This is a genomic window from Rhizobium sp. Root274, assembly GCF_001429245.1.
GTDB lineage: Bacteria > Pseudomonadota > Alphaproteobacteria > Rhizobiales > Rhizobiaceae > Allorhizobium.
Genome location: NZ_LMJE01000010.1, coordinates 90,757 through 113,721, shown reverse-complemented (window position 1 = coordinate 113,721; position 22,965 = coordinate 90,757). Strand labels below are relative to the sequence as shown.

The 22,965-nt window shown below is 60.0% G+C and carries 20 protein-coding genes; 11 read left to right on the top strand and 9 right to left on the bottom strand.

The annotated features are described in order from the left end of the window. Positions 1-296: 296 nt before the first annotated feature. The 3 genes from ASE36_RS20280 to ASE36_RS22675 all read left to right on the top strand — a co-directional run bounded on the left by ASE36_RS20280 (position 297) and on the right by ASE36_RS22675 (position 1,937). Positions 297-1,316, top strand: a complete 1,020-nt coding sequence (locus ASE36_RS20280) for a sulfate ABC transporter substrate-binding protein (RefSeq protein WP_062284218.1) — start codon at positions 297-299, stop codon at positions 1,314-1,316. Positions 1,317-1,593: 277 nt separating this feature from the next. Further along, positions 1,594-1,791: a hypothetical protein gene (locus ASE36_RS20275; RefSeq protein ID WP_062284215.1), complete on the top strand. Its 198-nt coding sequence runs from the start codon at positions 1,594-1,596 to the stop codon at positions 1,789-1,791. 8 nt (positions 1,792-1,799) lie between these two features. Beyond that, complete coding sequence (locus tag ASE36_RS22675; protein WP_156378723.1) at positions 1,800-1,937, top strand: hypothetical protein; 138 nt, start codon at positions 1,800-1,802, stop codon at positions 1,935-1,937. Positions 1,938-2,027: 90 nt separating this feature from the next. On the opposite strand, the gene ASE36_RS20270 is transcribed toward ASE36_RS22675, so the two are convergent. After that, positions 2,028-2,477 carry an RrF2 family transcriptional regulator gene (locus ASE36_RS20270; RefSeq protein ID WP_062284296.1) on the bottom strand — a complete coding sequence of 150 codons (450 nt, stop codon included), beginning with the start codon at positions 2,475-2,477 and terminating at the stop codon, positions 2,028-2,030. Positions 2,478-2,768: 291 nt separating this feature from the next. Here ASE36_RS20270 and cysT point away from each other — a divergent pair, with 291 nt between their 5' ends. The 4 genes from cysT (at position 2,769) to ASE36_RS20250 (ending at position 6,484) form a co-directional block, all read left to right on the top strand. Next, complete coding sequence (gene cysT / locus ASE36_RS20265; protein WP_062284213.1) at positions 2,769-3,620, top strand: sulfate ABC transporter permease subunit CysT; 852 nt, start codon at positions 2,769-2,771, stop codon at positions 3,618-3,620. Continuing rightward, entirely contained in the window at positions 3,610-4,473 is an 864-nt protein-coding gene (cysW, locus tag ASE36_RS20260; protein ID WP_062284211.1) for a sulfate ABC transporter permease subunit CysW, read from the top strand. Before cysT ends, cysW begins: the two co-directional genes overlap by 11 nt. Positions 4,474-4,483: 10 nt before the next feature. Continuing rightward, positions 4,484-5,527, top strand: coding sequence for a sulfate/molybdate ABC transporter ATP-binding protein (locus tag ASE36_RS20255; protein ID WP_062284207.1), 1,044 nt, complete (start codon positions 4,484-4,486; stop codon positions 5,525-5,527). A 141-nt stretch (positions 5,528-5,668) separates the two neighbouring features. Then, complete coding sequence (locus ASE36_RS20250; protein WP_062284205.1) at positions 5,669-6,484, top strand: PIG-L family deacetylase; 816 nt, start codon at positions 5,669-5,671, stop codon at positions 6,482-6,484. A gap of 41 nt (positions 6,485-6,525) precedes the next feature. On the opposite strand, the gene ASE36_RS20245 is transcribed toward ASE36_RS20250, so the two are convergent. From ASE36_RS20245 to ASE36_RS20230, 5 genes are all read right to left on the bottom strand, one after another. Further along, entirely contained in the window at positions 6,526-7,764 is a 1,239-nt protein-coding gene (locus ASE36_RS20245) for a glycosyltransferase family 4 protein (protein ID WP_062284203.1), read from the bottom strand. Next, a complete protein-coding gene (locus ASE36_RS22670; protein WP_156378722.1) occupies positions 7,761-7,934 on the bottom strand; it encodes a hypothetical protein in 174 nt (57 codons plus the stop codon). Before ASE36_RS22670 ends, ASE36_RS20245 begins: the two co-directional genes overlap by 4 nt. A gap of 150 nt (positions 7,935-8,084) precedes the next feature. Then, positions 8,085-10,268 carry an exopolysaccharide transport family protein gene (locus tag ASE36_RS20240; RefSeq protein WP_062284200.1) on the bottom strand — a complete coding sequence of 728 codons (2,184 nt, stop codon included), beginning with the start codon at positions 10,266-10,268 and terminating at the stop codon, positions 8,085-8,087. 85 nt (positions 10,269-10,353) lie between these two features. Beyond that, on the bottom strand, positions 10,354-11,496 hold the full coding sequence (locus ASE36_RS20235) for a glycosyltransferase family 4 protein (RefSeq protein ID WP_062284197.1): 1,143 nt from the start codon (positions 11,494-11,496) through the stop codon (positions 10,354-10,356). Then, complete coding sequence (locus ASE36_RS20230; protein ID WP_082511256.1) at positions 11,493-12,623, bottom strand: glycosyltransferase; 1,131 nt, start codon at positions 12,621-12,623, stop codon at positions 11,493-11,495. The genes ASE36_RS20235 and ASE36_RS20230 overlap by 4 nt, the downstream gene beginning before the upstream one ends. 534 nt (positions 12,624-13,157) lie before the next feature. Here ASE36_RS20230 and ASE36_RS20225 point away from each other — a divergent pair. From ASE36_RS20225 to ASE36_RS20210, 4 genes are all read left to right on the top strand, one after another. After that, positions 13,158-14,129 carry an NAD-dependent epimerase/dehydratase family protein gene (locus ASE36_RS20225; RefSeq protein ID WP_062284193.1) on the top strand — a complete coding sequence of 324 codons (972 nt, stop codon included), beginning with the start codon at positions 13,158-13,160 and terminating at the stop codon, positions 14,127-14,129. Between the two features lie 92 nt (positions 14,130-14,221). Next, positions 14,222-15,112, top strand: coding sequence for a glycosyltransferase family 2 protein (locus tag ASE36_RS20220; protein ID WP_082511268.1), 891 nt, complete (start codon positions 14,222-14,224; stop codon positions 15,110-15,112). A gap of 38 nt (positions 15,113-15,150) precedes the next feature. After that, positions 15,151-16,059, top strand: a complete 909-nt coding sequence (locus ASE36_RS20215) for a glycosyltransferase family 2 protein (RefSeq protein WP_062284187.1) — start codon at positions 15,151-15,153, stop codon at positions 16,057-16,059. After that, positions 16,059-17,861: an alpha/beta fold hydrolase gene (locus ASE36_RS20210; RefSeq protein WP_062284183.1), complete on the top strand. Its 1,803-nt coding sequence runs from the start codon at positions 16,059-16,061 to the stop codon at positions 17,859-17,861. Before ASE36_RS20215 ends, ASE36_RS20210 begins: the two co-directional genes overlap by 1 nt. A gap of 8 nt (positions 17,862-17,869) precedes the next feature. Here ASE36_RS20210 and ASE36_RS20205 read toward each other — a convergent pair whose 3' ends face one another. The 3 genes from ASE36_RS20205 to ASE36_RS20195 all read right to left on the bottom strand — a co-directional run bounded on the left by ASE36_RS20205 (position 17,870) and on the right by ASE36_RS20195 (position 22,656). Then, the gene (locus tag ASE36_RS20205) at positions 17,870-19,348 is read right to left on the bottom strand and encodes an oligosaccharide flippase family protein (RefSeq protein WP_062284180.1); all 1,479 of its coding nucleotides are present in this window, start codon (positions 19,346-19,348) and stop codon (positions 17,870-17,872) included. Continuing rightward, positions 19,348-20,781, bottom strand: a complete 1,434-nt coding sequence (locus ASE36_RS20200; protein WP_062284177.1) for a hypothetical protein — start codon at positions 20,779-20,781, stop codon at positions 19,348-19,350. Before ASE36_RS20200 ends, ASE36_RS20205 begins: the two co-directional genes overlap by 1 nt. Before the next feature lie 153 nt (positions 20,782-20,934). After that, a complete protein-coding gene (locus ASE36_RS20195) occupies positions 20,935-22,656 on the bottom strand; it encodes a sensor histidine kinase (RefSeq protein ID WP_244474811.1) in 1,722 nt (573 codons plus the stop codon). Positions 22,657-22,965: the final 309 nt, after the last annotated feature.

Genomic DNA, 22,965 nt, shown 5'->3' with positions numbered 1-22,965 from the left:
GTCCGCCCGTCCTTGTCTTCATGATCCGGTATTCACCACTCAGCACCTTGCGCCGCGGCTGGTTGTGCTGGCATCCCTAAAATTTCTGCCCGCAACGCAGTTCAGTTCTGTAAGGCGAGAAATGGTTTTCCATGGATCAATATCTACGTAGATCGGTCGCCTGAGCGGACCTGCCGTTTCCCGAGATCGTGCTAAGCTGAGAGCTGAAAAGAAACCAGTTTTCCCTTTCTCAGACAGGCAATTGACTAAGTCTATTCATTCGGTAGGCTTTCTCTCGTCCAACTACGGAGGAACTGATGTCTCTCATATCCAAGAGCCTCGTGGCCGCGCTCGGTCTTGCTCTGACGCTTTCTGGCGCCACGTCGACTTTTGCCCAGACGACCCTGCTCAACGTGTCCTATGATCCGACGCGCGAATTCTACAAGGAATATAACGCGGCCTTTGCCAAGCACTGGAAGGCGGAGACCGGTGAGGATGTGAGCGTCCAGCAGTCGCATGGCGGTTCCGGAAAGCAGGCGCGCGCTGTTATCGACGGCCTTGATGCCGACGTCGTTACCCTTGCTCTGGAAGGCGATATCAATGCCATCGTCAAGGAGACCGGCAAGATCAAGCCCGACTGGCGTGGCCGTCTGGAGAACAATTCCTCGCCCTATACCTCGACCATCGTCTTCCTGGTTCGCAAGGGCAATCCCAAGGGCATCAAGAACTGGGGCGACCTGGTGAAAGGTGACGTCCAGATCGTGACGCCGAACCCGAAGACCTCGGGCGGTGCGCGGTGGAACTACCTCGCTGCATGGGCCTGGGCTAACGAAGAGTTCGGCGGCGATCAGGGGAAGATCAAGGACTATATCGGTGAGCTCTACAAGCGGGCGCCGGTTCTCGATACAGGCGCACGGGGTGCATTGACGAGTTTTGCGCAGCGCCAGATCGGCGACGTCCTGCTTGCCTGGGAAAACGAAGCCTATCTTGCCGGTCAGGAATTCGGACCCGACTCCTTCGATATCGTGGTTCCGCCGATTTCCATTCTGGCCGAGCCGCCGGTCACGGTCGTCGATGCCAATGTCGATGCCAAGGGCTCGCGCAAGCAGGCTGAAGCCTATCTTGCCTATCTCTACTCGGAAGAAGGCCAGAACCTGGCGGCCAAGCACTTCTATCGCCCTTCAAAGCCGGAACTGGTGAAGCCGGAACTCCTCAAGCAGCTTCCGGAGATCAAGCTTGTCTCGATCGACGATCCGCTGTTTGGCGGCTGGGCAAAGGCGCAGCCTGAACACTTCGGCGATGGCGGCATCTTCGACCAGATCTACAAGCCGCGCTGACCTCTTCGCAGTGTGAATTAAAGGACCCGCATCGGACCTTCCGATTCGGGTTTTTTGTTGAACGGATGCCGGCCAGGGGATGGACCGGGACGCTGGCTGTTTTCTTTCGCGTAGCCGGATCTTTTAACGGGCACCGGATGTTTTGAAGATGTGGGAGCTGAAACGGAATTTGCTGAAAGTCCCGAGAATATAGAATAGTAATTTGGTAGATTGTGTTGACTGGAGTGGGGATTACGGCAAAACTGTGTCTGTAACCGCGAAGAAGGAGGCACATGACATGCCCAATGGCTTCAACCTGTTCTCGTTTGATTTCTTCGAAGCATTCCGCCGCGCCCAAGGCGATGAGGCTACTCGCGACGATGATCGCGATACGGTGGTGAGCCGCGCGGGCGATGATCAACCGGGCGCGGAAGACGACCGTCGCCAGGCTGCCGATCGGGCCTTCTGGGGCCTTGGCTACTTCCCGGTTCTATGAGGTCGACCATGGCTTATGTTGGATATCCGCCAAAGAGTGTCAGCCACCCGGAAGCAGAGAAACGCTGGGGCCTTCATGGGTTTCTTGGCAGAGCCGCTCTGGTCGCCTCGATCCTCTTCGTGGCGATGATCATCGTGGTACTCTGACCGTCGAACGCGCCGTTGCCCGCTTTTCTGGGCAACGGATACATTCTGAAGCGATCATCCGGGTGTTCTCCCGGGCCGACGAATACAGGCTCACTCGCCGGCGACAAACGTCTCCGCCGCCGCATTTTCCTTGGCGACGAACTCTGATAGCGACATGTTGTCGAGGATCAAGGCAATGGCATCGCGGACTTCGGTCATCGAAACGCGCACCTGGCAGGTTTCAGGATCCTGACAGTCGTCGCAGGTTTCGAAAGCGGTTCGACTGGCACAGCGGATCGGCGCGAGCGGACCATCCAGGGCCCGGATCACCTGTCCAATCATGATGTCCTCGGACGGCTTCGACAACGAATAGCCGCCGTTCGGGCCTTTCTTAGACCGCAGGATGCCGGTGTTGCGCAGTTCCAGCAGGATGGTGTCGAGGAATTTTTTCGGGATATTGTTGCGAATTGCAATCTCGGAGACGAACGCAGTTTCGCCCGGGCCCAGTCGCGCAAGATCGACCAAAGCCTTCAGTCCGTATTTGCCCTTTTTCGTCAGCATGTCTGTGCCTGCTGTCCCGTGCCACGTGCCGGTGTGCACATAGACAAACATTTCCCAGTTCGTAAATAGTTTTTGAGTGTTTGTTTCACAAGCTGCAGACGCGGCATTCCACCTGTTTTGCGTGAACTCCTCTGCCATTTGCAGCACGCTCTCATGATCGCCATGGACGCGACATACCTGAATTTCTACTGAGACGGCGCGGAATGGAAGGATTTTCCTTTCTTCGGCGATTAGCCTCGCTATGAATGGCGACACACCGCGGTCTGCGCGGAGCAGGCCGGGAGCATATTGATGAGTACAGCGAGGAAGCGAACATGGCGCCAGCCGAGCATTCTGCCCGGCTTCGGGCTGACGCTGGGCTATACGCTTTCCTACCTCACCCTGATCATCCTCATTCCGCTTGTAGCCCTTGTCGTGCGGGCAAGTTCGCTCGGGATTGGTGGCTTCCTCGATATTCTCTCCGACGAACGCACGCTGCTCGCCCTTAGGATCTCCTTCGGCGCCGCACTCATCGCGGCAATCGTCAATGTGATCTTCGGCGTGATCGTCGCCTGGGTCCTGGTGCGCTATGATTTTCCCGGCAGACGCTTGCTCGACGCCATCGTCGACCTGCCCTTTGCCTTGCCGACGGCGGTCGCTGGTATCGCACTTGCTGCTCTCTATGCGCAGAACGGCTGGATCGGCGCACTCTTTGCTCCTCTCGGCATCAAGATTGCCTTCACGCCGGCCGGTATCGTGGTGGCCCTCATCTTCATCGGACTTCCTTTTGTGGTGCGCACCGTGCAACCGGTCATGGAAGAAGTGGACCGCGAAGTGGAAGAGGCGGCGGCAACGCTTGGCGCCACCCGTTTCCAGACCGTGCGCATGGTTGTTCTGCCCAGCCTGTCGCCTGCCATCCTCACCGGATTTGCGCTGGCCTTTGCTCGTGCGGTCGGTGAATATGGCTCGGTCATCTTCATTGCAGGCAATATTCCCTATGTGTCCGAAATCGCGCCGCTTTTGATCGTTATCCGGCTCGAAGAATTCAACTACGCCGGCGCGACCGCCATCGCCGCAATCATGCTGGTCATTTCCTTCTCCATGCTTCTGCTGATCAATCTGCTTCAGGCCTGGAGCCGCCGGAGGTTCGCCAATGTCCGCTGAGCGTCACGTGCGTTTTCACGATCCTGCGACTGAAACCCCTCTGGCGCGCGTTGTGTTGATCGCGATTGCCGTGGGCTTCATGGCGATCATCCTCCTGCTGCCCCTGCTCCTGGTCTTCATTGAAGCCTTTCGCAAGGGTGTGCCGGCTTTCTTCGAAGCGCTGGCCGAACCCGATACTTTCTCGGCCATCCGCCTCACTCTTACGGTCGCTGTGATTGCCGTTCCGCTCAACCTGGTCTTCGGGGTCGCTGCGGCCTGGGCCATTGCCAAGTTCGAGTTTCGCGGCAAGGCCTTCCTGACGACGTTGATCGACCTGCCGTTTTCGATCTCGCCGGTCATCTCGGGGCTGGTCTATGTCCTTCTGTTCGGCGCAAACAGCGTGCTCGGGCCCTGGCTCAAGTCGTATGGCATCGAAATCCTGTTTGCGATCCCGGGCATTGTTCTCGCCACCATCTTCGTCACCTTTCCCTTCGTTGCGCGCGAGCTTATTCCGCTGATGCAGGAGCAGGGCACCGGTGACGAGGAGGCGGCACTGTCTCTCGGTGCCAACGGCTGGCAGACCTTCTGGTATGTGACGCTGCCCAATATCAAATGGGGCCTTCTCTATGGCGTGCTGCTTTGCAACGCGCGCGCCATGGGCGAGTTCGGGGCAGTCTCGGTGGTCTCAGGCCATATTCGCGGCTTGACGGAAACAATGCCTCTGCATGTCGAGGTTCTTTACAACGAATATAACTTCGTCGCGGCGTTCGCCGTATCGACGCTCCTGGCCGTCCTCGCGCTTGTAACCCTTGCGCTGAAGACGATCCTCGAAATCCGGTACAGTGCTGAACTCTCCGGCACGCGGAAGCACTGAAAGGGGTCCCATGGAAGTCGCCATCAAGAACATCAGGAAGGAGTTCGGCCAGTTTCCGGCGCTTCACGATGTTTCCCTTTCTGTCCAGAAGGGCGAACTCATCGCGCTGCTCGGACCTTCCGGCTCCGGGAAAACGACGCTGCTGCGCCTGATTGCTGGCCTCGAACAGCCGACAGAAGGGCAGATCTTCTTCGGAAACGAGGATGCCTCGTTCAAGTCCGTGCAGGAACGTCACGTCGGTTTCGTGTTCCAGCACTATGCCCTGTTCAAGCACATGACGGTCGCCGAGAACATCTCCTTTGGTCTTCGAGTGCGCCCGAGCGGCACGCGGCCGAGCAAGGCGGAGATCAAGGCGCGTGTTGCCGATCTTCTGGCGATGGTGCAGCTCGAGGGTCTGGACAAGCGTTATCCCGCTCAGTTGTCGGGCGGTCAGCGGCAGCGCGTGGCGCTGGCGCGTGCCATGGCCATCGAGCCGTCGGTTCTTCTGCTCGACGAGCCATTCGGCGCGCTGGACGCCAAGGTGCGCAAAGATCTGCGGCGCTGGCTGCGCGAATTTCACGACCGTACCGGCCATACCACCTTCTTCGTCACGCATGACCAGGAAGAGGCGCTGGAACTGGCCGACCGTGTCGTGGTTATGAGCCAGGGCAAGGTGGAGCAGGTCGGAACGGCCGACGATGTTTACGATCGGCCAAATTCGTCCTTTGTCTTCTCGTTCATTGGCGAGTCCTCGCATCTGCCGGTCACGGTCAAGGACGGACATGTTGTCTTCCAGGGTGCCGAAGTGGCACTCGCGGCCGGCGAAGCCGACGGACCTGGCCATCTCTACTTCCGCCCCCAGGATATCGTGCTGTCCGATGGTCCGGAGAGCATTCAAGGGACGGTGACCGCGCAGCGGCGCCTGGCTGGAACGCGTATCGCGGAACTTGATACATCGGGGGAGGGGCCTGCCCACCATATCGAGATCGAGCTGCCGCTTTCCGCCGAGGTTTCCATCGGTTCGAAAGTTCGTTTCAGTCCGACGAAGTGGCGCATCTTCCGCTCGGGATCCTAACCGCGCCGGGGCGTGCGACTTGCGCGGTGCATGCGCAGCAGCGAAGGCGGTTTAACCTTAACGAGAGCCGGATAGCCTCTTCCGGTTGCGCCGGGCGGTCAAGGCGGGCAGTGTGTCGGCACTGAAACGACGACAGGCGCCATGCTGCAACCCGGCGATTTCCATCACTGCGTCATCATCATGGCGCACCCGGACGACGAGATCCTTTGGGCGAGCTCCATCCTGGCTGCCGCCAAGAAGGTTGTATTGTGTTACGGAGACACGGCCGACGCTGCCGTTAGCCGGGGCCGTGCTGCACTCCTGCGGGATTTTCCTCTGACATCCGTCATGGGTCTCAACATCCGGGAATCACGCAGCTTTCTGACAACGAACTGGGACCGTCCGATCGAGACGGCCTATGGCATTCAGTGTGGCCTGGACCGTGACGGCTATGCGCGCAATTTCGAACTTGTGGCAGCCGCCATTGCCGAGCATGTCGGGGAGGGTGATCTGGTGGTCACCCACAATCCCTGGGGCGAGTATGGCCACGAGGAGCATGTGCAGGTCTACCGTGCCGTGTCGGCTCTGAGGAAAGAACGCGATTTCCGGCTTGTCGTGACCGGATATGCAGGTGACCGGGTCCTCTCCTTCATGGAAATGAACATGCCTCGGCTCGGGCACTCTATTACGTTGCCGACCGACAAGAGCCTCGCGCTGTCCTTGAAGCAGCACTATCAGAAGCATGACAGCTGGACCTGGGATGACGGCTATGTGTGGCCTGACCAGGAGCTGTTCTACGAGGTCACTGCCGTGGATGCGCCCCTGCGTCCGGTGCGAGGCCCCATGGCGTCGCTCCCAATGAACATGCTCTTGATCGACGGGCATCTGCCGATCTGGCACAGGGTTCTTCGGCGCTCCAAGCGCACGCTGTTGGTGGCGCTCGACCGTGTGATCGGATCGCTGCGTGGAAAGCGCTGAAGGTTTCTAAAGGGTATGGCACGCGAGTTTGACCAAGAGGGTCAGTGGGTATCCGCCAGCAGGCCTTTGTAGACGTGGAGGAGTTTGTCTGCCCAACCGTCGGGCGTGTTGGCCATGGCAATTGCGCCCGTATAGGCCCGCTCGCTCATCCGACGCAGATCTTCACGCGGCATCTCTTCGAACGTGCGCAAGGTTGCGGCGAAGCTTGAGACGTCCTGCGTGTTGCAGGTGAGACCAATACCGCCAAGCACCACTTCGTCTGCGAGCAGCGCCATTTCGGTCAGGATCAGGGGGATACCGCTCGCGGCGGCTTCGACGGCCACAAGGCCGAAGGGCTCAGGAAGGCGGGACGGGATCACGAGCGCGCGGGCGGTCTTGATGAGGTCGCCGATCTCGTCTGCCTGACGCCAGCCGTGAAAGACCATGTCCGGATACTGCGCCATCAGCGTCTCGCGCAACGGGCCGTCGCCAATGACCTCAAGGTTGACGCCTGCAGCCCGCGCTGCGGCGAGGGCATCTTGCGGTCCCTTTTCCTGCTCCAGACGGCCGATGAAGAAATAGCTGCCGTTGTCTTCTGCGGGCACGCGGGACGCAATGAAAGGTGAGGCGGGATTGCGAATGGTGTGCAAGATGTCGGTTGTGTAACCGGCACGCTGGAAGCCGTCCGTCATCTTTTCATGAATGAGCAAGATGCTGCCCCAGGGAATGTCCTGGCCCATCGCGGCAAAAAGGCGGGCCTGACGCGCCGACCTCCAGAGCTTGTGGGCATAAGACCTGCGATCGCAATTCGTCGTAAGACAGCGCCCGCCGAGGGGGACCAGCATGCACTGGGTTTCCTTCGGGTAGTTCATATAGGCGCCGTTAGGGCAGGCGTGAAAGGAATCGTGAGCGTGAAACACCGTGCGCTCGGCAACGCGGCGCAAGGGCAGAAAGATCGAAGGCGATAGGATCTGCGACCAGATGTGCACGTGATAGACGGTGCCGGGCGTATCGTTCCGCGCAATCCAGTCGTCGACAAGTTTGCGCGCTGGAACGTTGTCGATACCGCTGACCGCTGTTTTCAACAGATTGCCCTTGAGCAATTCCTTTTGGCCCAGGGGGACCACGTCCAATCCGAGCTCGGAAAAGAGCGGGTTCTCTCGGTCGTCCCCAACGATCAGGGTGACCGGGATGCCGCGAGATCTGAGCAGTTTGAGCAGCAGAAGGACGAGCGTCGTTGCGCCACCGCGCGCAATGGAGAAGTCGTTGATGATGACGACACGCTCGACCGTTTGGTTCACGGCTTGCAGCCCTCCGGCGGCAAAGCGCGGAGGGGGCGCAGGCACAGGCAGTGGCTGCCGCCGCGATCAAAGCTCACGCGCAGGTTTTCTTCAAGGGCCAAGCTCAATCCCGTTTCGTTCAACGCCGCGCTCCAGATCGCAAGCAGCTCATTATCTTCGCGTAAAGACATAGATGTCTTTTCTCTCGATAATGATAATTGTCTGCAACCAGACGCAGGCTTGCCTGCAACTTCCCGGTTATTCGCAAGACAGACTTAAGATGTGCCTAACGGGACGATGTACAAGCCCTCTCGGCTTGCAATTGCCGCAGACGTTCAAGCTCAGCCGGCGCGGGGAACGCTGTCCATCTCCTCGTCGAGGAAGATGGGAAGGGTGGGACGCAGGTCGTGCTCTTCCAACGAGGAAACCGTTTCTTCTACATCCTGACGGTTGAACCAGTTGCCGATGACGGCAAAAGTATCGGCCGCGGCCTCGATGGCAGGCGTTGCCTGCTGTTCGGTCCAGCGACCGGCATAGACCAAGACGAGATCGAAGAGCAGGCCGTCAGCCTCCAGCCAGTCAACCAGTGTCTGTGATTGCGAAACGCCTTTCGTCGAGATGCGCGGCGACCGGCGACCGGCCGGCATCAGCCAAAGCCCGGGTGTCCTGTCCGGATTGACGAAGTCACCCTCGATCCGCTGCAGAGAAATCGCGTCCATCAGTCCCGGCTTGCCCATGGCCGCCGTTTGACGGGTGAGGTTGGCCTCGCGCTCGGCGTCGACCAACAACAGGTTCTTGCCTGTGCCGGCCACGGACTTGGCAAGCTGCAGGGTCGTACGATGGCCATCGCGGTGCTGGCCGGATGCGTAAACCACGACCATGGGATTGGGCTTCCCCTGGGTCAGTCGGATCAACTGACGCGTGGCGACGGCGTAGAGCTCACCGTCATCTGCGGCGGGGCCCGTAACCCGTGTGCGACGGTTCTTGATGCGAACAGGGAGTTCATCACGCTCCGGCATGTCATTGTCTGCCGAGGGCGCGGGCTCGTCTTGGGTCTCTCGGCGCAGCCATTCCCTGAACGTCCGCCGCCGGCGCTTGGGTTCTGCGATCTCCGCTGCCGCCACCTGTGCCATCGGTGATGAGGAAGGTACGGAAGCCGTGCGTGGCTCGGGTGACGTCCTCATATCGCGTGCCAGCGCAATCCCGCAGCCGACGAGGAAGCCGAGGATGGTTGCACCGGCGACGATCAGGGAGCGGCGGGGACCGGCCTTGCTTAACGGCACCTGGCCTGCAGAAATGATCTGTGGATTTTCACTGACGGTCCGCTCCTGGCCCGAAAGCTGACGTGTTCGCAGCAGGAAGGATTCGTAGACGAGGCGGTCGCTCGCGAGCTTGCGTTCGAGTTCGCGCAACTGGACCATCGATTCGTCAGATTCATTCAGGTTCGCCTTGAGGGAGGCGAGGTTCTTCTGCAGCAACTGCCGCTGGCTTTTCAGTTTCTCGGCATTGCGTGCCAGCGAAGTCTCGAAATCCTTCAGCTGGGTGTTGAGAAGAGCCGATACCGCCTGCGTGCGGGCGCGCGCACTTTGCAGCGCCGGATGGCGATCGCCAAAGGAGGACTGCAGGACCGATTGTTGCTCCAGCGCTGCGTGGTAACGAGTGCGTAGTTCGATAATGGCCGGGGTCAGGGAGGTGTCGGGCGTATAACGCAGGTATTCCGGATTGGAACGCGCAAGCTTCAGTTCCGACATCAGCGCTTCGTTTTCGGCAATCGTTCCGGAAATTCGGGTGATTTCGCTGTTGGTTTCGGCGATCTGCTGCTCGGATGTGGGGCGCCCGCCGACATCGACGATGTTATGTGCGGCCTTGTAGGCCTGAACGGCACGGTCACCGTCTTCGACTGCCTTTTCCAGGCTCGCAAGCTGTGCCGAAAGATCTGTCGTCGCCTGGCGAACAACGCCGTTGTTCATCTGAATTCGAGTCTGGATGTAGGTTTCCGCAATGGCATTGGCGAGACGTGCCGATTTGGCCGCGTCTCCGGTCGTGACCGACAGGTCGATGACAAAGCTCGCCTTGTTCAGGTCCGCGACGATGGCCTTCTGCAAGGCTTCGAGCGCACGCTGGGCGCGCTTGCCGCGATCGCTTTCGAAAGGCTTTGCCGCACCGAATTCGGGGTCATCGACCAGTGACTGTGCTTCCACCACGGCGCTCAGGACACGCACGGAGGTGAGAATGTATTGTTGATTCAAAGCCCGGGCTTCGGTTGCGCGGCTGTCGCCGTAGATCTCGCCTTCAACGATGCGTGAGCCTTCCGGATCAACGAGGATGCTGACCGTCGAGACATAATAGTTCTTCAGCAACAGCGAAAAGCCCACTGCCGCTGCGGCAAAGAGCACGGTTATGACGATAATGCCCAGCAGGCCGCCACGCAGCACGGAAAAGAAATGCGCCAGGTCAATCTGCGGGATCGAGCCTGAACTCTGCGTCTCTTCGCGCTCCACCGGAGGGATCGAATTATCGACCATGCTACGTACCGCTCAAAGGTTGGCTGAATGTTCGGAATCACCACTGATCCGAGCGAAGCCTATGGGCGATGTCTTAAGATATTGTTTACCGTGATTTGGTCGCCGAGGCTGACGCCTCGACGGATGGGTCGAGCACCTTGAGCCCGATCACCTCGGCCAGCTTGCGGGCTGCGGTATCCCAGGTGAAAAGACCCGCTCGTTGCCGGCCTTTTTCGCGCAATCGTGCTTGCAAGCCCTGATCGTCAGCCAGGCGCAGCACCTGCTCAACCCATTGATCCGGCATGTGGGGATCAGCCTGCAACGCCGCATCGCCGCACACTTCCGGCAGCGCTCCGCAAGGCGCAACGATGGACGGGCAGCCGAGGATCATCGCCTCAAGCGGCGGCAGGCCGAAGCCTTCCGTCGTCGAGGGGCAGGCGAAGGCCAATGCCTCTACCATGAGGGCGGACAGTTCCGCATCATTGATACGCCCGACAAAGCGGACATTGGCCGGGACTTCGAAGCCGAGGTTCTCGAATGTTTCACGACTTGTCGCGCCGAACAGAACAAGGGTCAGATGCGAAAGGCGCTGGTCGGCGAAGGCCTTGAACAGCACCTGGATATTCTTGTGCGCCTGCGTGCTCGACAGAGCCACGACATATCCACCGCGTTCAAGCCCCCTTTCCGTGACAAAATCAGGGGCCGGCGTATGCGTCAGAACGTGGTCGCAGCCGTTGTAGATGACTGTGATTTTCTCCGCGGGGGCAATGCCGTGGCGAACCAGCTGAACCTTGGAATATTCCGAGACCGTCAGGATGCAGCGGTTGGTCCGGCCAAGCAGTGGCTGGATCAGACGATACCAGAGCCTGAAGCCCAGAGAATAGGAAGCGGGCGTCAGATACACCTGCGCGTCATGGATCATGGTCAGCGAATCTGGGTGGAAGATCGGACCCATGTTGCAGAGATTGATCAGCAGGGCATTGCGGGCAATCCAGGGAAGGTTGATCTGCTCCCACGGATATTCCCGCGGCAGACCACTGGCGAAGCCTTGTCTTATGAAACGGATCAAGGAGAGTCCCGGTTTGCGCTCGGCGGTCGTCGGGGCTGCGACCGTGACCTCAGGAAGCTCTCCGGAAAGCTGACGGTTCACCATCAGGCGCTCGAAGGCCTGAATGAGTTCTTCTGCGACACGGTGAACGCCGGTCGGTGCGACGGTCAGGAATTTGCCATTGAAGACAATCGGTTTCACGCGCTCTTGTCCCAAACCTGCGGCTTTACCGCGCTCCTCTGGTTCTGGCGGCTGATGCAGTCTGTTATGGACTTTTTCAGCTCGGCGCGGAAGCGGTCCGGCTCGAAACTCATGGCATGCGCGCGCACGGTTGCCGGATCGAACCTGCCGCTGTCGGCCTCGAAACGTGTGAGGGCTGCGCACAGCGCTTCGACGGTCTGTTCGTGGAAAAAGAGGCCTGTTTTTCCCTCTACAACGGTTTCCAGAGCGCCACCCCGCGCAAAGGCAATCACAGGTCGGCCGCTCGCCATGACTTCCAGCGGCACGATCCCGAAATCCTCTACGCCGGGGTACAAGAGGGCGCGGCAGCCCGAGAAACAGCGTTCCATCTCGGCATCCGGGACGGCGCCGAGGAAGCTGACGGTTGGGCCCGCCGACTGCTTGAGCTTGGCGGATGCGCCATCGCCGATGACCACCAGTGGCAGGTTCAGGCGCGTGCAGGCGGCAACGGCCAGCTCGATCTTCTTGTAGGGCGTGATCTGGCCGGCGCAGAGGTAAAAGTCCTTCGGCCCGTCGGAGATTTTGAACCGGCTGACCTCGACCGGCGGATGGATCACTTCCGCTTCACGGCGGTAAAATTTGCGGATGCGTTTGGCGACGTAATCGGAGTTGGCGATGAAGTGGTCGACACGATGTGCGGTCGTCACATCCCATTGCCGCAGGCCCGGTGCCGCCATAAAAAGCACCGCGCGGGCCAGCAGGCCGGATTCGGCCATGTATTGCGGGTAGAGATCCCAGATGTAGCGCATCGGGGAATGGCAGTAGCAGATGTGCAGTGCATCGGGGCGGGTGATGACCCCCTTGGCGGGACCGGCTTCGCTGGAGATCACGAGATCATAGGCCGTGAGATCGAGCGATTCCAATGCATGTGGCATCAGAGGCAGCATTTTCTGATAGTGCTTGCGACCGCCAATTTTCTGCAGGAATGACGTGGTGATGTTGTGCCGCCGGATCTTCGGCGACAGGCGTTCGGGATCTGCGACCAGCGTGAAGATATCTGCGTCAGGGAAGAGGTCACAGAAAGCTTCAAGGACTTTCTCGCCTCCGCGCATTCCCACGAGCCAGTAATGAACTAGTGCGACCTTCAACAGAGACTCCATGGAAGCGATTGAGCATCCGAACGCGGACAACGATCAGTCATAGGCAGCAGCATCTATAGAAATGCGGTGAACAAAAACGTGCGCCTTCGGTTAAAATCCCGGCGATCGCGTAATTTCTGTACGATTCCGGAATAGAAGCGACAGAAAAAGATGAAACTGGTTAACATCGTCTCACATTCGCTGGTCTGCCATTGCCATCGGACCACACCTCGCGTGTATTCGAAGGGCATTTCGTTTGTGTTGCTTCTGGCTTTGACGGGGTCATCGTCGAGACCAAGGATTAACCATTCTTATCATTATCGGACCCGGCGGTCCCGAATTCGTACAGAAAATATACCAACGGGCGTTCTATCCTAACGGTGATGGATGCGGTCTGCCCTCTGGCGGGCAGCTTGTTCGCGCAAGAATGGGCCCTCAAAGTCTTTGTCTATGGCGGACGCTGCCGGCCGGCTGTGCGTTGCGATCATGCTGCCAACAGGCCGTGTCCCGGCAAACGACCTCCGATGTAGGAAGGCTTAGTGCATGCAAAATGAAGGCTCGAAAAATGTTTTGGTGTTCGGAGGCTCCGGTTTCATCGGAACGCATCTGGTCGCGAGGCTGTCTGCCGAGGGCCATCATGTCGTCTCTGTCGACATCAAGCGGCCGCGCATCCGGCTGGACGGCGTTGTCTATCTCAACGCGGATGTGAGAGATCTGTCCAACTTCGATCCCGGGATGCAGATCCACCGGATCTACAATCTTGCAGCCGTTCACACGACCCCTGGGCATCCGGATCACCAGTATTACGAAACCAATATCCTTGGCGCCACGGTAATCACCGCGCTTGCGCGACGTCTCCGTGTCAAGGAGATCGTCTTTACCAGTTCCATTTCCGTCTATGGGCCAGGAGAGGAAACGAAGAGCGAGACTTCCCCGCCGGCGCCCGTGTCTCCCTATGGCTGGTCCAAGTTCATGGCCGAGCGCATCCAGATGGCCTGGCTTGAGGAAGATGACAGCCGCAGGCTCGTAATCTGCCGCCCTGCCGTAATTTTCGGTCCTGGTGAAGGGGGCAATTTCACGCGCATGGCCACCCTCATGAAAAAAGGCTTTTTCGTCTATCCGGGCCGCAAAGATACGATCAAGGCGTGCTTCTACGTTGATGACTTGCTTGAGGCGCTGCAGTTTGCCGTCGATCGACCGGAGCGTTTCGTGCTGTTCAATGGCTGCTATCCCGACCGCTACACGCTTGAGCAGATTGTCGAGACCTTCCGTGCCGGCCCCATGCCGGCCGTGAAGACATTCATGGTGCCGCGCGCAATCGTGACTGCAGCCGCCGCTTTGTTGAAGCCGTTTTCGGCCATGGGCCTCGGGATCCATCCGGACCGCGTGACGAAGCTGGTCAAGTCGACGGATGTCATACCCGGCTGGCTCTCCTCGAGCGGTTTGTCGAGGGAAGGTCGTCTGCCTTCTGCAATCGAGAGGTGGAATGCAGCGAGCGGCGGACGCTTCGTCTAGCCGAGTGAAGAATGGCCGGGATAGAATCGTCTGCAGCTTCCAGGCCAAATGAACAACAATCAGCGGCGATGCCGCTCCGGGGAATGGTGCTGATGGCCAAGGAAAGGCTCACTCTGGCGGTTGCGATCGCGACAGCGGGGAGACGTGACATCCTCACGCAGACGGTTGCGTTCATGAACAACCAGAAGCGCAAGCCGAACGAGTTTCTGATTTGCCCGGCGCGCGCCGATGACGTCGATATGGAGGGGCTTCGGGGCTGCAATGGCGCGGTCCGGATCGTCGAGGGATCGGTGGGCTCGTCGCATCAGCGCAACGCGATGATCGCAGCGTCCAAGGCCGATGTCATGGTGTTCTTCGATGACGATTTTCTGCCATCCGCCTCATATCTGGCCGAGGTGGAAGCGCTGTTTGCCGGCGATCCACGGGTCATGGTCGCGACCGGCCATGTGATCGAGGATGGCGCGCTGGGGCCAGGGCTCGACTTGGAGCAGGGGCAGGCCATTCTTGCGGGGGACCGCTTCCAGGGCCCCTTTTCGGTTAGCCCAACCTTCAACGGCTATGGCTGCAACATGGCGATCCGGCTTGAGCCAGCGCGGCGCCACGGCATCCGCTTCGACGAGAACCTGCCGCTCTATGCCTGGCTGGAAGATGTCGATTTCTCCCGACAGATGGCTGCTCACGGAATTGTGGTGCATGCCACGCAGTTGCGCGGGGTGCATCTCGGGACCAAGAAGGCGGGCCGCAGTCCCGGCCGTCGCCTCGGCTATTCGCAGATCGCCAACCGCATTTATATCCAGCGGAAGGGCAACATGAATTTCTTCCAGACCTGGGACGGCAATCTACGCAATTTCAGTGCCAACCTGATCAAAAGCTTCAGTCCTGAGCCCTGGGTGGATCGGCGGGGCCGGTTGTTGGGCAATCTCCTCGCGTTCAGGGATCTCGTGACAGGCAGGCTCGATCCCCGGAAAATACTGGATCTGTGAATGCGCCCCAGTCGGCAGCATTCGAGGAAGGGACACAGATGAAATTCTCGCTGATCATATCGACCCTGGGGCGACCGGCGGATGTGCTGGAATTCATCCGGACAATCGAGGCGCAGACTTGCCGCGACTTCGAGCTCATTATCGTCGATCAGAACGACGACGATGTACTGGCCAATGCGGTGCAGACCTTGAGTCCCGCCTTTCCGCTCAAGTACCGGCATGTGCCGGGGGTTCGCGGAGCGAGCCGGGGCCGCAATCTCGGCTTCGAACTGGCGGAGGGGGACTATGTCTGCTTCCCCGATGATGATTGTCTCTACCCGCCGCGCGTCCTCGACGATGCGCTCGCGCTGTTTGCCAAAAAGGGGAGCGATATTGTCTGTGGCCGTGCTGCCGACGAGACTGGCCGCGACATCAACGGACGCTATGAACAGCAGGCGCAGCCGGTGACTGCCACCAATGTCTTTTCAACTCAGATCGAATGGATGCTTTTCTTCACGCGTTCGGCATTCGAGGGCGTATCCGGTTTCGACGAAGATGTCGGCGTGGGTGCCTCGACGCCCTGGCAGGCGAATGAAGGGCAGGACATCGTCTTGCGCATGCTCGCGCGTGGTTATCGCGGCTGGTACGATCCCGCTCTCTACGCACATCATCCGGAACTGAATGTCTTCAGCCCCGATGCGCGCATGCGCAGAAAGGCGCGGGGTTATGCCCGCGGCATGGGGTATGTGCTGGGCCGCCACGGCTATTCCTTCGGATACTTCGCGCGTGCCGTCGTCAGGTCCGCAGGCGGAGCCGCGCTTTCCTGCCTGCGTCTAAACTTCCCGAGAGCGCTGTATTACCTTCACGTCGCAACCGGACGTATTGAAGGTTATCTAAGCGGCCGGCGGAGCGGCGCCTATCGCGCCAAGGTGGGAGACGCTACCTCGGAGTCGAGGCAGGCAGCTTGATGCGCGTGGGCACCAGCGATCTCCAGAAGACGGAGGCGGTTACAGGAAGCGCGGCGCCTGCCCGTCCCGTCAGCTTCGACGGACTGGCCGGCATGTATCACGCCGCCTCGGGCGAGATCGCGGTGCTGATGATTTCGCCCTGGGGCTTCGAGGAACTGTGTTCACGGATCACCTATCGGGTCCTTGGAGAGCGTCTGGCTGCGCTCGGTTATCCGTGCCTGCGCTTTGATCTGCCGGGGACTGGACATTCCGCCCATGCCAGCTCCGCGATCGACGACGAAGGCGCCTGGTGCAAAGCAACCCGTGCTGCTTATGATCATCTGCGCCACCTTACTGGGGCTCAAAAGATCCTCGTCGTCGGACAGGGACTGGGTGGTCTTCTGGCCGCCGAACTCGCACAGGAACGGCCCGTCGCCAGCCTCGTGCTGCTGGCGCCGGCGTTGCAGGGGCGTGGTTACCTGCGCGAGGTTGCGGCCTGGACGGCCATGACGAAGGGCGAGTTCAAGGTGGGCTCGGCGGATGGGCCGCTTAACGGGTTCATGTCGGCAGGCTTTGTGCTGTCGGCGGCCACTGTCAATGAGATCCGGCAGCTGAAACCGCTGGGGTCGCTTGCCCCCGTCGTCGAGCGGGTTTTCCTGGCCAGGCGGCCAGACAACGCAGGCGATGCCCGACTGGCCGAGGCGTTTTTAGCCGGTGGCCTTACCATCGACAGCACCGATTTCGTCGACCATGCCGACTACGTGTCCAGCCCCATCTTCGGCTCCATGCCGTTGGATACGCTTGAGAAGGTGGTGTCGTGGGTCGACACTCACTTCCCGCTTAGTTCGGATGCTCCCGCACTGCCTGCGTCCAACCCGGCGGTGGCCCGCATCGTTGGTGAGGGTTATGCCGAAGAGTTGGTCCGGTTCGGACCATCGGATATGTTCTTCGCTGCCTTCAGCACACCGGCACAGGGGCCAGTGCCCAGGACTGCTGTGCTTATTCTGAATGCTGGCGCCGATCACTCAGTCGGGTGGGGTCGTTACTCCGTCGATCTGGCGCGCGATATTGCGCAGAGCGGGTTTGCTGCGATGCGCATCGACCTTGCCGGCATCGGGGAAACGCCGCTCTGGCCCGGGCAGGAGCAGCCAGTTATGTATTCCCTGCGTGCCAATGATGACGTTCGTTATGCCATTGACTGGATGGCGGCGCATGCAGGGATCGAACGCGTAGTGCTTCTGGGGCGCTGCAGTGGTGGCTATCCGGCTCTCATTTCGGCCGTGGCCGATACGCGGGTTGCAGCGTCCATCATGATCAATGTCCGCAAGCTGCATTGGGAGCCGGACGAGGATATCTTAAAGGCCATTCTCGAACCGGTCGAGCCGATCGAAACCTATCGGCAGAACATGCGAAGCACCCGTCAGTTCAAGCGGATCCTCGCGGGCGAACTCAAGCTGTCGACCATCCTGCGCAAGGTATCGAAGACACTTCTGGCGATTACTGCACGGAAGATTTCGCCGCTCCTGGGAGACCGGTCGCGGCATAACCGCATCATCCGCATCGTTCGCGAACGTCTTCAGGTGCTGACGGCCCGACGCGTACCGGTCGCTTTCATCTTCAGTGAGGGGGATCCCGGCCTACACGATCTCTACAGTTGGGCCGGGGCCGATACCGCCAAGCTTGGAGGCTATCCCAATGTCGAGGTGCATGTAATTGCTGGCGCCGATCATAACCTCACTCCGCTACCGGCCCGAGCCCAGGCGACCGACATCATCAGCCGGTTTCTCAAGCAGCGGGTCGTGCCGATTTCTGGCGAGATCTGAGCTGCCCTCTATTTCCGCCGGAGAAGCTTCGACAAAATTCTGACGGCGCTGGCCTCAATGCCGCCAGGGCGTCCGGCAAGGACCCAGAAGATGAGGACGAAAACGGCGTAAGTCGCGCAAAAGAGCAGGCCCGAAGCGAAGAACGAGAGATATAGGTGCTGTTCGAAGTCCATCCAGTGTTTGCACAGGACCAACACGAGCACGCTCGGGAGGATTGAGGCCACGGGCCTCATCATCGCCCTCAACTGGCCCAGAATGCTGACGCCGGCAACGGAACGGACGAGAGCCATGGATGAGACGCTGACGGCAATCGATCCGCCTGCCCTGGCGACCACTGCGCCGGCGACGCCGAAGAAGGTGACGCCAATGAGGGAGAGGGGCACCCGCACAACGAGCTCGATTACCGATCGAACGGCAAGGCTACGGGATTTGTTCAGAACCATTACCAGAGGCGGCATCGGGGTGGACGGGAGACCGAGCAGGCTCGCGATGGCCAGCCCCGCAAGGATTGGCGCCGCACCGTCCCAATTGGGGCCGAGGAGCACCCGGATGACGGGGCCGGAGAGCAGGGCCATGAAGACATAGACCGGCATCAGCACGAGGATCAGGCTGCTGCTGCTGCTCAGATAGGCCTGCTGAATGCGGCCATTGTCACGAGCGGAAACGAAGGCCGCCATCAACGGGGCAGAGGCCGGGGCAATGACTGCCTGATGCGGCAATTGCGAGAGGTCGTTGGCGGCGGCAAAGCGTCCGAAGGAGGCGACATCCGTGAATCTCGGTAGAAGGATGCGGTCGATCTGCCAGTTTATGGCGGTGATCGTCTGGGAGACGAAATTCCAACCGATGAGGTCCGAGAACAGCGGCCAGTCGGTCAATGTCAGGCGTGGGCGCATCGGCGCCATGACATAGGAGCAGATCATCATGACCGTGGGCGTCGCAACCGTCCCTGCGGCGACAGCCCAATAGCTGCCAGTTGTCACAGCAGTGCCGATGGCAATCGTGGCAGCCACCGTTTTGCCGATGAGTTCGAGCGCACCCTTGCGACGGAAATCCAGGGCCTTCTCGAAAAGGATCATTCGCGGACTTATCAGGCCACGTGTGGCTGGGGCGAGTGCGAGTGCACAGACAAGCAAGACGAGGCGGTCGTCGCCATAGATGCGGGCAATCGGCCAGGCGATTGCTGCCATCAGGCCGGCAACCAGCAGACCGCGTAGCAGGCCGAGGGTGAAGGCCGTCTCGAAGGCCCTTGTTGTCATCTCCGGCAGGCGCAGGAGCGCGGAGGAGAGCGGCAGCTCCAGCACCGCCTCGACGATGAAGATCAGCGTCATGGCGGTGGCGACCAAGCCGAAATCGGCAGGCCCGAGAAAACGTGCCAGAACCAGCAGTGTCAGAAAATCGACCACGCGGGATGCCAGCCGGGCGCCGATGGTCCACAGGCCGGCATGGATCGTCCGATCTGTCAGGGGTGCGCCAGTGGTTTCCGTCATCAGGCAGTCCTCCGCACGCCGACGGGTTGCCGGTGCCGCGTGACGGGACGGCTCTCCGCGTGCGCCGGGCGATCTGCGGCGATCGCGGCGCTGAGCGCATAAATGCAGGCGTTCATGACGCCAAAATCCGCCGAGGTTCCGGCGAGAATGCCCATGATCAAAACCGGCGGCATGTAGAAGCGGACAGCTGTGAGAATGACCCGTGCCTCTTCGTCGCCTCTGGCTGCGCGGCGCAGGTAGGTCTGGGTGAGGAACCCGTAATACAGGAGGCCGCCCACAAGGCCCGTGTTGCTGAAGACGGCGACCAAGCCGTTGGAAGCGCGGGTGCCCCCCATTCCGACGCCCAGGCCCCAGGTATCGATGAGCGCCTTCAGCGAAACCGCAGTCCACATGCTGCGCTCTTCGAAGGAATCAGACGAGGTTTTCTGGAAGATGATGGTGTCGATGAGCTGGAGGAAGGGATTGAAAACCGCCGGGTTGAACAGAGCCAGCAGATAAACCGCAGCGAGCCCCGAGACGATCGCCCAGAATTCCAGCACCAGCCCCTCGCGCGCCCTGCTGCCCTTTTCGGTCATCAGCAATCGCCAGAACCACTCGGCTGCCGCGACGCAGCCGAAGACAGCAAGGCCGCCATAGGCCGCCGAGGAGGTGGACAGAAGTGCAAAGAGCGCGAGGAGCACGATGAGGCAGGGTGCAACGATGAGCCTTAGGAAGGGGCGGGATATCGCGCGGCGCAGAAAATAGATTGCAGTCAAAAAGGCGACTGCCAGCGAGCCGAAGGCCGAGGCCTCCGGCATCAGGCCCACGACCCGCTTGACGTTGGCGATCTCCACGTCGGTGAGATAGACATAGGTCGCCGTGCGGAACATATCGAGGTAGGGGCCGAGGCCAGCGAGATCGAGCAGACCTGTCACCACAACCATCGCCCCGCCGAGGCAGAGTGCACCCAGCACATGCTGGCGGATATTCTGGCCCCGGAAGGCGAGCGCACAGGTAAAAACGGTCATGACCGAAATGGAGAGATAGAGGATCTGCGACATGTTCTGTGGCGTTGGATAGAGCGGGACGCCGTTTGTCGCCTCCTCCAGGCGCATCGGAATAATGGTGACCATGCCGGCGAAAATGCGTGGCATGAAGAGGGTGACCCAGATCGCGACGATCCAGAACAGCGTCAGGAGCAGGCATTGCGACGGGCGAAGCGCGATGCTGAGCATCCGCGACAGGCCGTTCCTGCCGCCTGCGTAGATGAAGATGATCACCATCGCGATGATTGGCGGCGGTGTAAAACTCAGGCCCTGCGTCAGCGCGGGCGGAATGACGGCAAAGGAGCCGAAGGACATGGAGCCGAACAGCAGATAGAAAATGTAGGGGCCACGGCTCAACACCGCTGCCAGAAGCAGCACCCAGAACAGAAGGATGGAAACGAAATCCATGTCGCTCTCTTGGCTGGCACGATACAGGCGGGAGCGCCTCGCACATGCCACTGAAGATCGACCAAACCACAGTGCCGTAAATCTTTGCTTAAACCTTTAGCGGTCGGCGCCCCTACCGCATGATTGGCCGCTCGATCCTTTCTTCAGCAGGTCTTATCGGTCGAGCCGATTTTCGGCGACGCGCATGCTGATCTGCAGACCATCCGGTGCCCAGTTGAAAGCAATTTCTCCGCCCAACTGCTGCGTCGCGCTCGTTCTAGCCAGTTTGCTGCCGAAACCCAGACTGGATGGGGCGTTGATCTGTCGGCCGACGAGTGCTTCGCTCCAATCGAGGTGCAGGTTTTGGTCGATGATGGCCCAGCGAACGTCGAGCTTGCCTTCGGGGCCAGCGAAAGCACCGTATTTGGCAGCATTGGTCGCCAGTTCGTGGAAAATCAGGGCAAGGCTGGTCGACGCCTTCAATCCGATCTCGACAGGTGGTCCGGACAAGGAAACGCGCGAGCGATCTTCGACATGCGGGCTCAGGATGTCTTCGATCAAAGAGCCCAGCGATCCGGTTTCCGGCGCCTGGGGACCGGCCGATATCGCCGGCTGGACCAGTTCATGGGCCTTCGCCAAAGCCCGCAGTCGCCCTTGAAGGGTCTCCGCCATGGCCGGGACGGTCGGTGCCGTTCGTGCCGTCATGTTGATCATACCGGAGGTGATCGAGAAGAGATTCTTGACCCGGTGGTTCAGTTCTCGCAGCAGCAACTGGCGCGCCTCCTCTGCGATCTTCAGATCGTGAATATCGGTGCAGGTGCCGTACCAGCGGATGATCCGTCCGTCTTCGTCGCGCACACACTGGGCTCTGCCGATCACCCAGCGATATTCGCCGGAGTGGTGCCGCAGGCGGTATTCGACGTGATATGGCTCGCCTGTTGCAAGGCTGTGTTGCCAGACTTTCCAAGCATGCGCACGATCATCCGGATGAAACGGGTCTTCCCAGGCGAGGCCGTTGGTCTCGCCTTCTTTCAGCCCGGTATATTCATACCAACGCTGATTGAAGTAGTCGTGATGGCCGTCCGGCGTGGTCGACCAGATCATCTGGTCGATGGAATTGACGATTGCTTCGAAGCGCTCTTCGCTTTCGCGAAGGGCCGCCATGGCAGTCGCGGCTTCGGAGACATCTGTTGCCTGGACGAATATTCCAAGCGTCTCCCCTTCGGCGTTGATCATTGGCTGGAAGATGAAGTCGACATGCTTCTGCTCGACTTGCCCGTCGGCGAGGATGAAGTCGATGAGCACCGCACGGCCGATATAGGGCTCTGCCGATGCGTAAACCGTATCGAGGAGGTCGATGAAGCCCTGGTCTTGAACTTCTGGCAGCGCTTCGGCAACCGTCTTGCCGACCAGGCCGCTGCGCTGGACCAGCAACTCGTAGGCCGCGTTCACGAGCGTGAAGACGTGGGTCGGTCCTTCCAGGATGGCGATTGCGGCAGGGGTCTGGGCGAACATACGTCCGAGCCTGAAGATCTCCTGTTGCGCCTGACGGCGCGCGAGAACGGCAGCCGTCGTCTCATTGCCCTGGTTGAAGATGCCGACTATGGCGCCGTGTTCGTCGCGGATAGCGGTGAAGCTATAGTTCCAGTAGGTCTCCGTCTGCACGCCCGCACGGACCATTGGCAGCATCTGGTCATAAGTCGACAGACCTTTGCCCGTGGTCATCACCTCTTCGAGTTGCGGGCCAACGACATCCCAGATGTCGGCCCAGACCTCAGACGCGGGGCGCCCCAGCGCGTCCGGATGCCGTTCGCCCGGGATAGGTGCCCAGCTGTCGTTGTAGAGAAGGCGAAGCTCGGGTCCCCAGTAAATCGCGGTCGGGAAGGTTGAGCTCAAACAGATTGATAAGGCCGACCGCAGAGACGGTGGCCAACTTTCGATGGACCCCAGGCCATCCGACCAATCATGGTCCCGGATCAGATCGGCCATCTGGCCGCCGTGCTTCAGGAATCCGGTAGACAGCGGGTTTTCATCGTCCGTGGAAGTCAAGTCACTCTACCTCGAACACGATGTGCCCATCACTCTTCTGTCGAATACGCGAAAGGTCGAGACAAGTCCATCTCGTGATGTGTGTCAGTTCGGGGGAGGCTAAAACCGGGGACGTCGATTTACTTTTCGACTTTTTTTGATCGCTTGGAACTTTTT

Excerpts from the sequence above, each read along its gene's own strand:
- ASE36_RS20280 (WP_062284218.1), top strand. The coding sequence starts at position 297 with ATGTCTCTCATATCCAAGAGCCTCGTGGCCGCGCTCGGTCTTGCTCTG.
- ASE36_RS20275 (WP_062284215.1), top strand. The coding sequence starts at position 1,594 with ATGCCCAATGGCTTCAACCTGTTCTCGTTTGATTTCTTCGAAGCATTC.
- ASE36_RS22675 (WP_156378723.1), top strand. The coding sequence starts at position 1,800 with ATGGCTTATGTTGGATATCCGCCAAAGAGTGTCAGCCACCCGGAAGCA.
- ASE36_RS20270 (WP_062284296.1), bottom strand. The coding sequence starts at position 2,477 with ATGCTGACGAAAAAGGGCAAATACGGACTGAAGGCTTTGGTCGATCTT.
- cysT (WP_062284213.1), top strand. The coding sequence starts at position 2,769 with ATGAGTACAGCGAGGAAGCGAACATGGCGCCAGCCGAGCATTCTGCCC.
- cysW (WP_062284211.1), top strand. The coding sequence starts at position 3,610 with ATGTCCGCTGAGCGTCACGTGCGTTTTCACGATCCTGCGACTGAAACC.
- ASE36_RS20255 (WP_062284207.1), top strand. The coding sequence starts at position 4,484 with ATGGAAGTCGCCATCAAGAACATCAGGAAGGAGTTCGGCCAGTTTCCG.
- ASE36_RS20250 (WP_062284205.1), top strand. The coding sequence starts at position 5,669 with ATGCTGCAACCCGGCGATTTCCATCACTGCGTCATCATCATGGCGCAC.
- ASE36_RS22670 (WP_156378722.1), bottom strand. The coding sequence starts at position 7,934 with ATGTCTTTACGCGAAGATAATGAGCTGCTTGCGATCTGGAGCGCGGCG.
- ASE36_RS20240 (WP_062284200.1), bottom strand. The coding sequence starts at position 10,268 with ATGGTCGATAATTCGATCCCTCCGGTGGAGCGCGAAGAGACGCAGAGT.
- ASE36_RS20225 (WP_062284193.1), top strand. The coding sequence starts at position 13,158 with ATGCAAAATGAAGGCTCGAAAAATGTTTTGGTGTTCGGAGGCTCCGGT.
- ASE36_RS20220 (WP_082511268.1), top strand. The coding sequence starts at position 14,222 with ATGGCCAAGGAAAGGCTCACTCTGGCGGTTGCGATCGCGACAGCGGGG.
- ASE36_RS20215 (WP_062284187.1), top strand. The coding sequence starts at position 15,151 with ATGAAATTCTCGCTGATCATATCGACCCTGGGGCGACCGGCGGATGTG.
- ASE36_RS20210 (WP_062284183.1), top strand. The coding sequence starts at position 16,059 with ATGCGCGTGGGCACCAGCGATCTCCAGAAGACGGAGGCGGTTACAGGA.
- ASE36_RS20205 (WP_062284180.1), bottom strand. The coding sequence starts at position 19,348 with ATGACGGAAACCACTGGCGCACCCCTGACAGATCGGACGATCCATGCC.
- ASE36_RS20200 (WP_062284177.1), bottom strand. The coding sequence starts at position 20,781 with ATGGATTTCGTTTCCATCCTTCTGTTCTGGGTGCTGCTTCTGGCAGCG.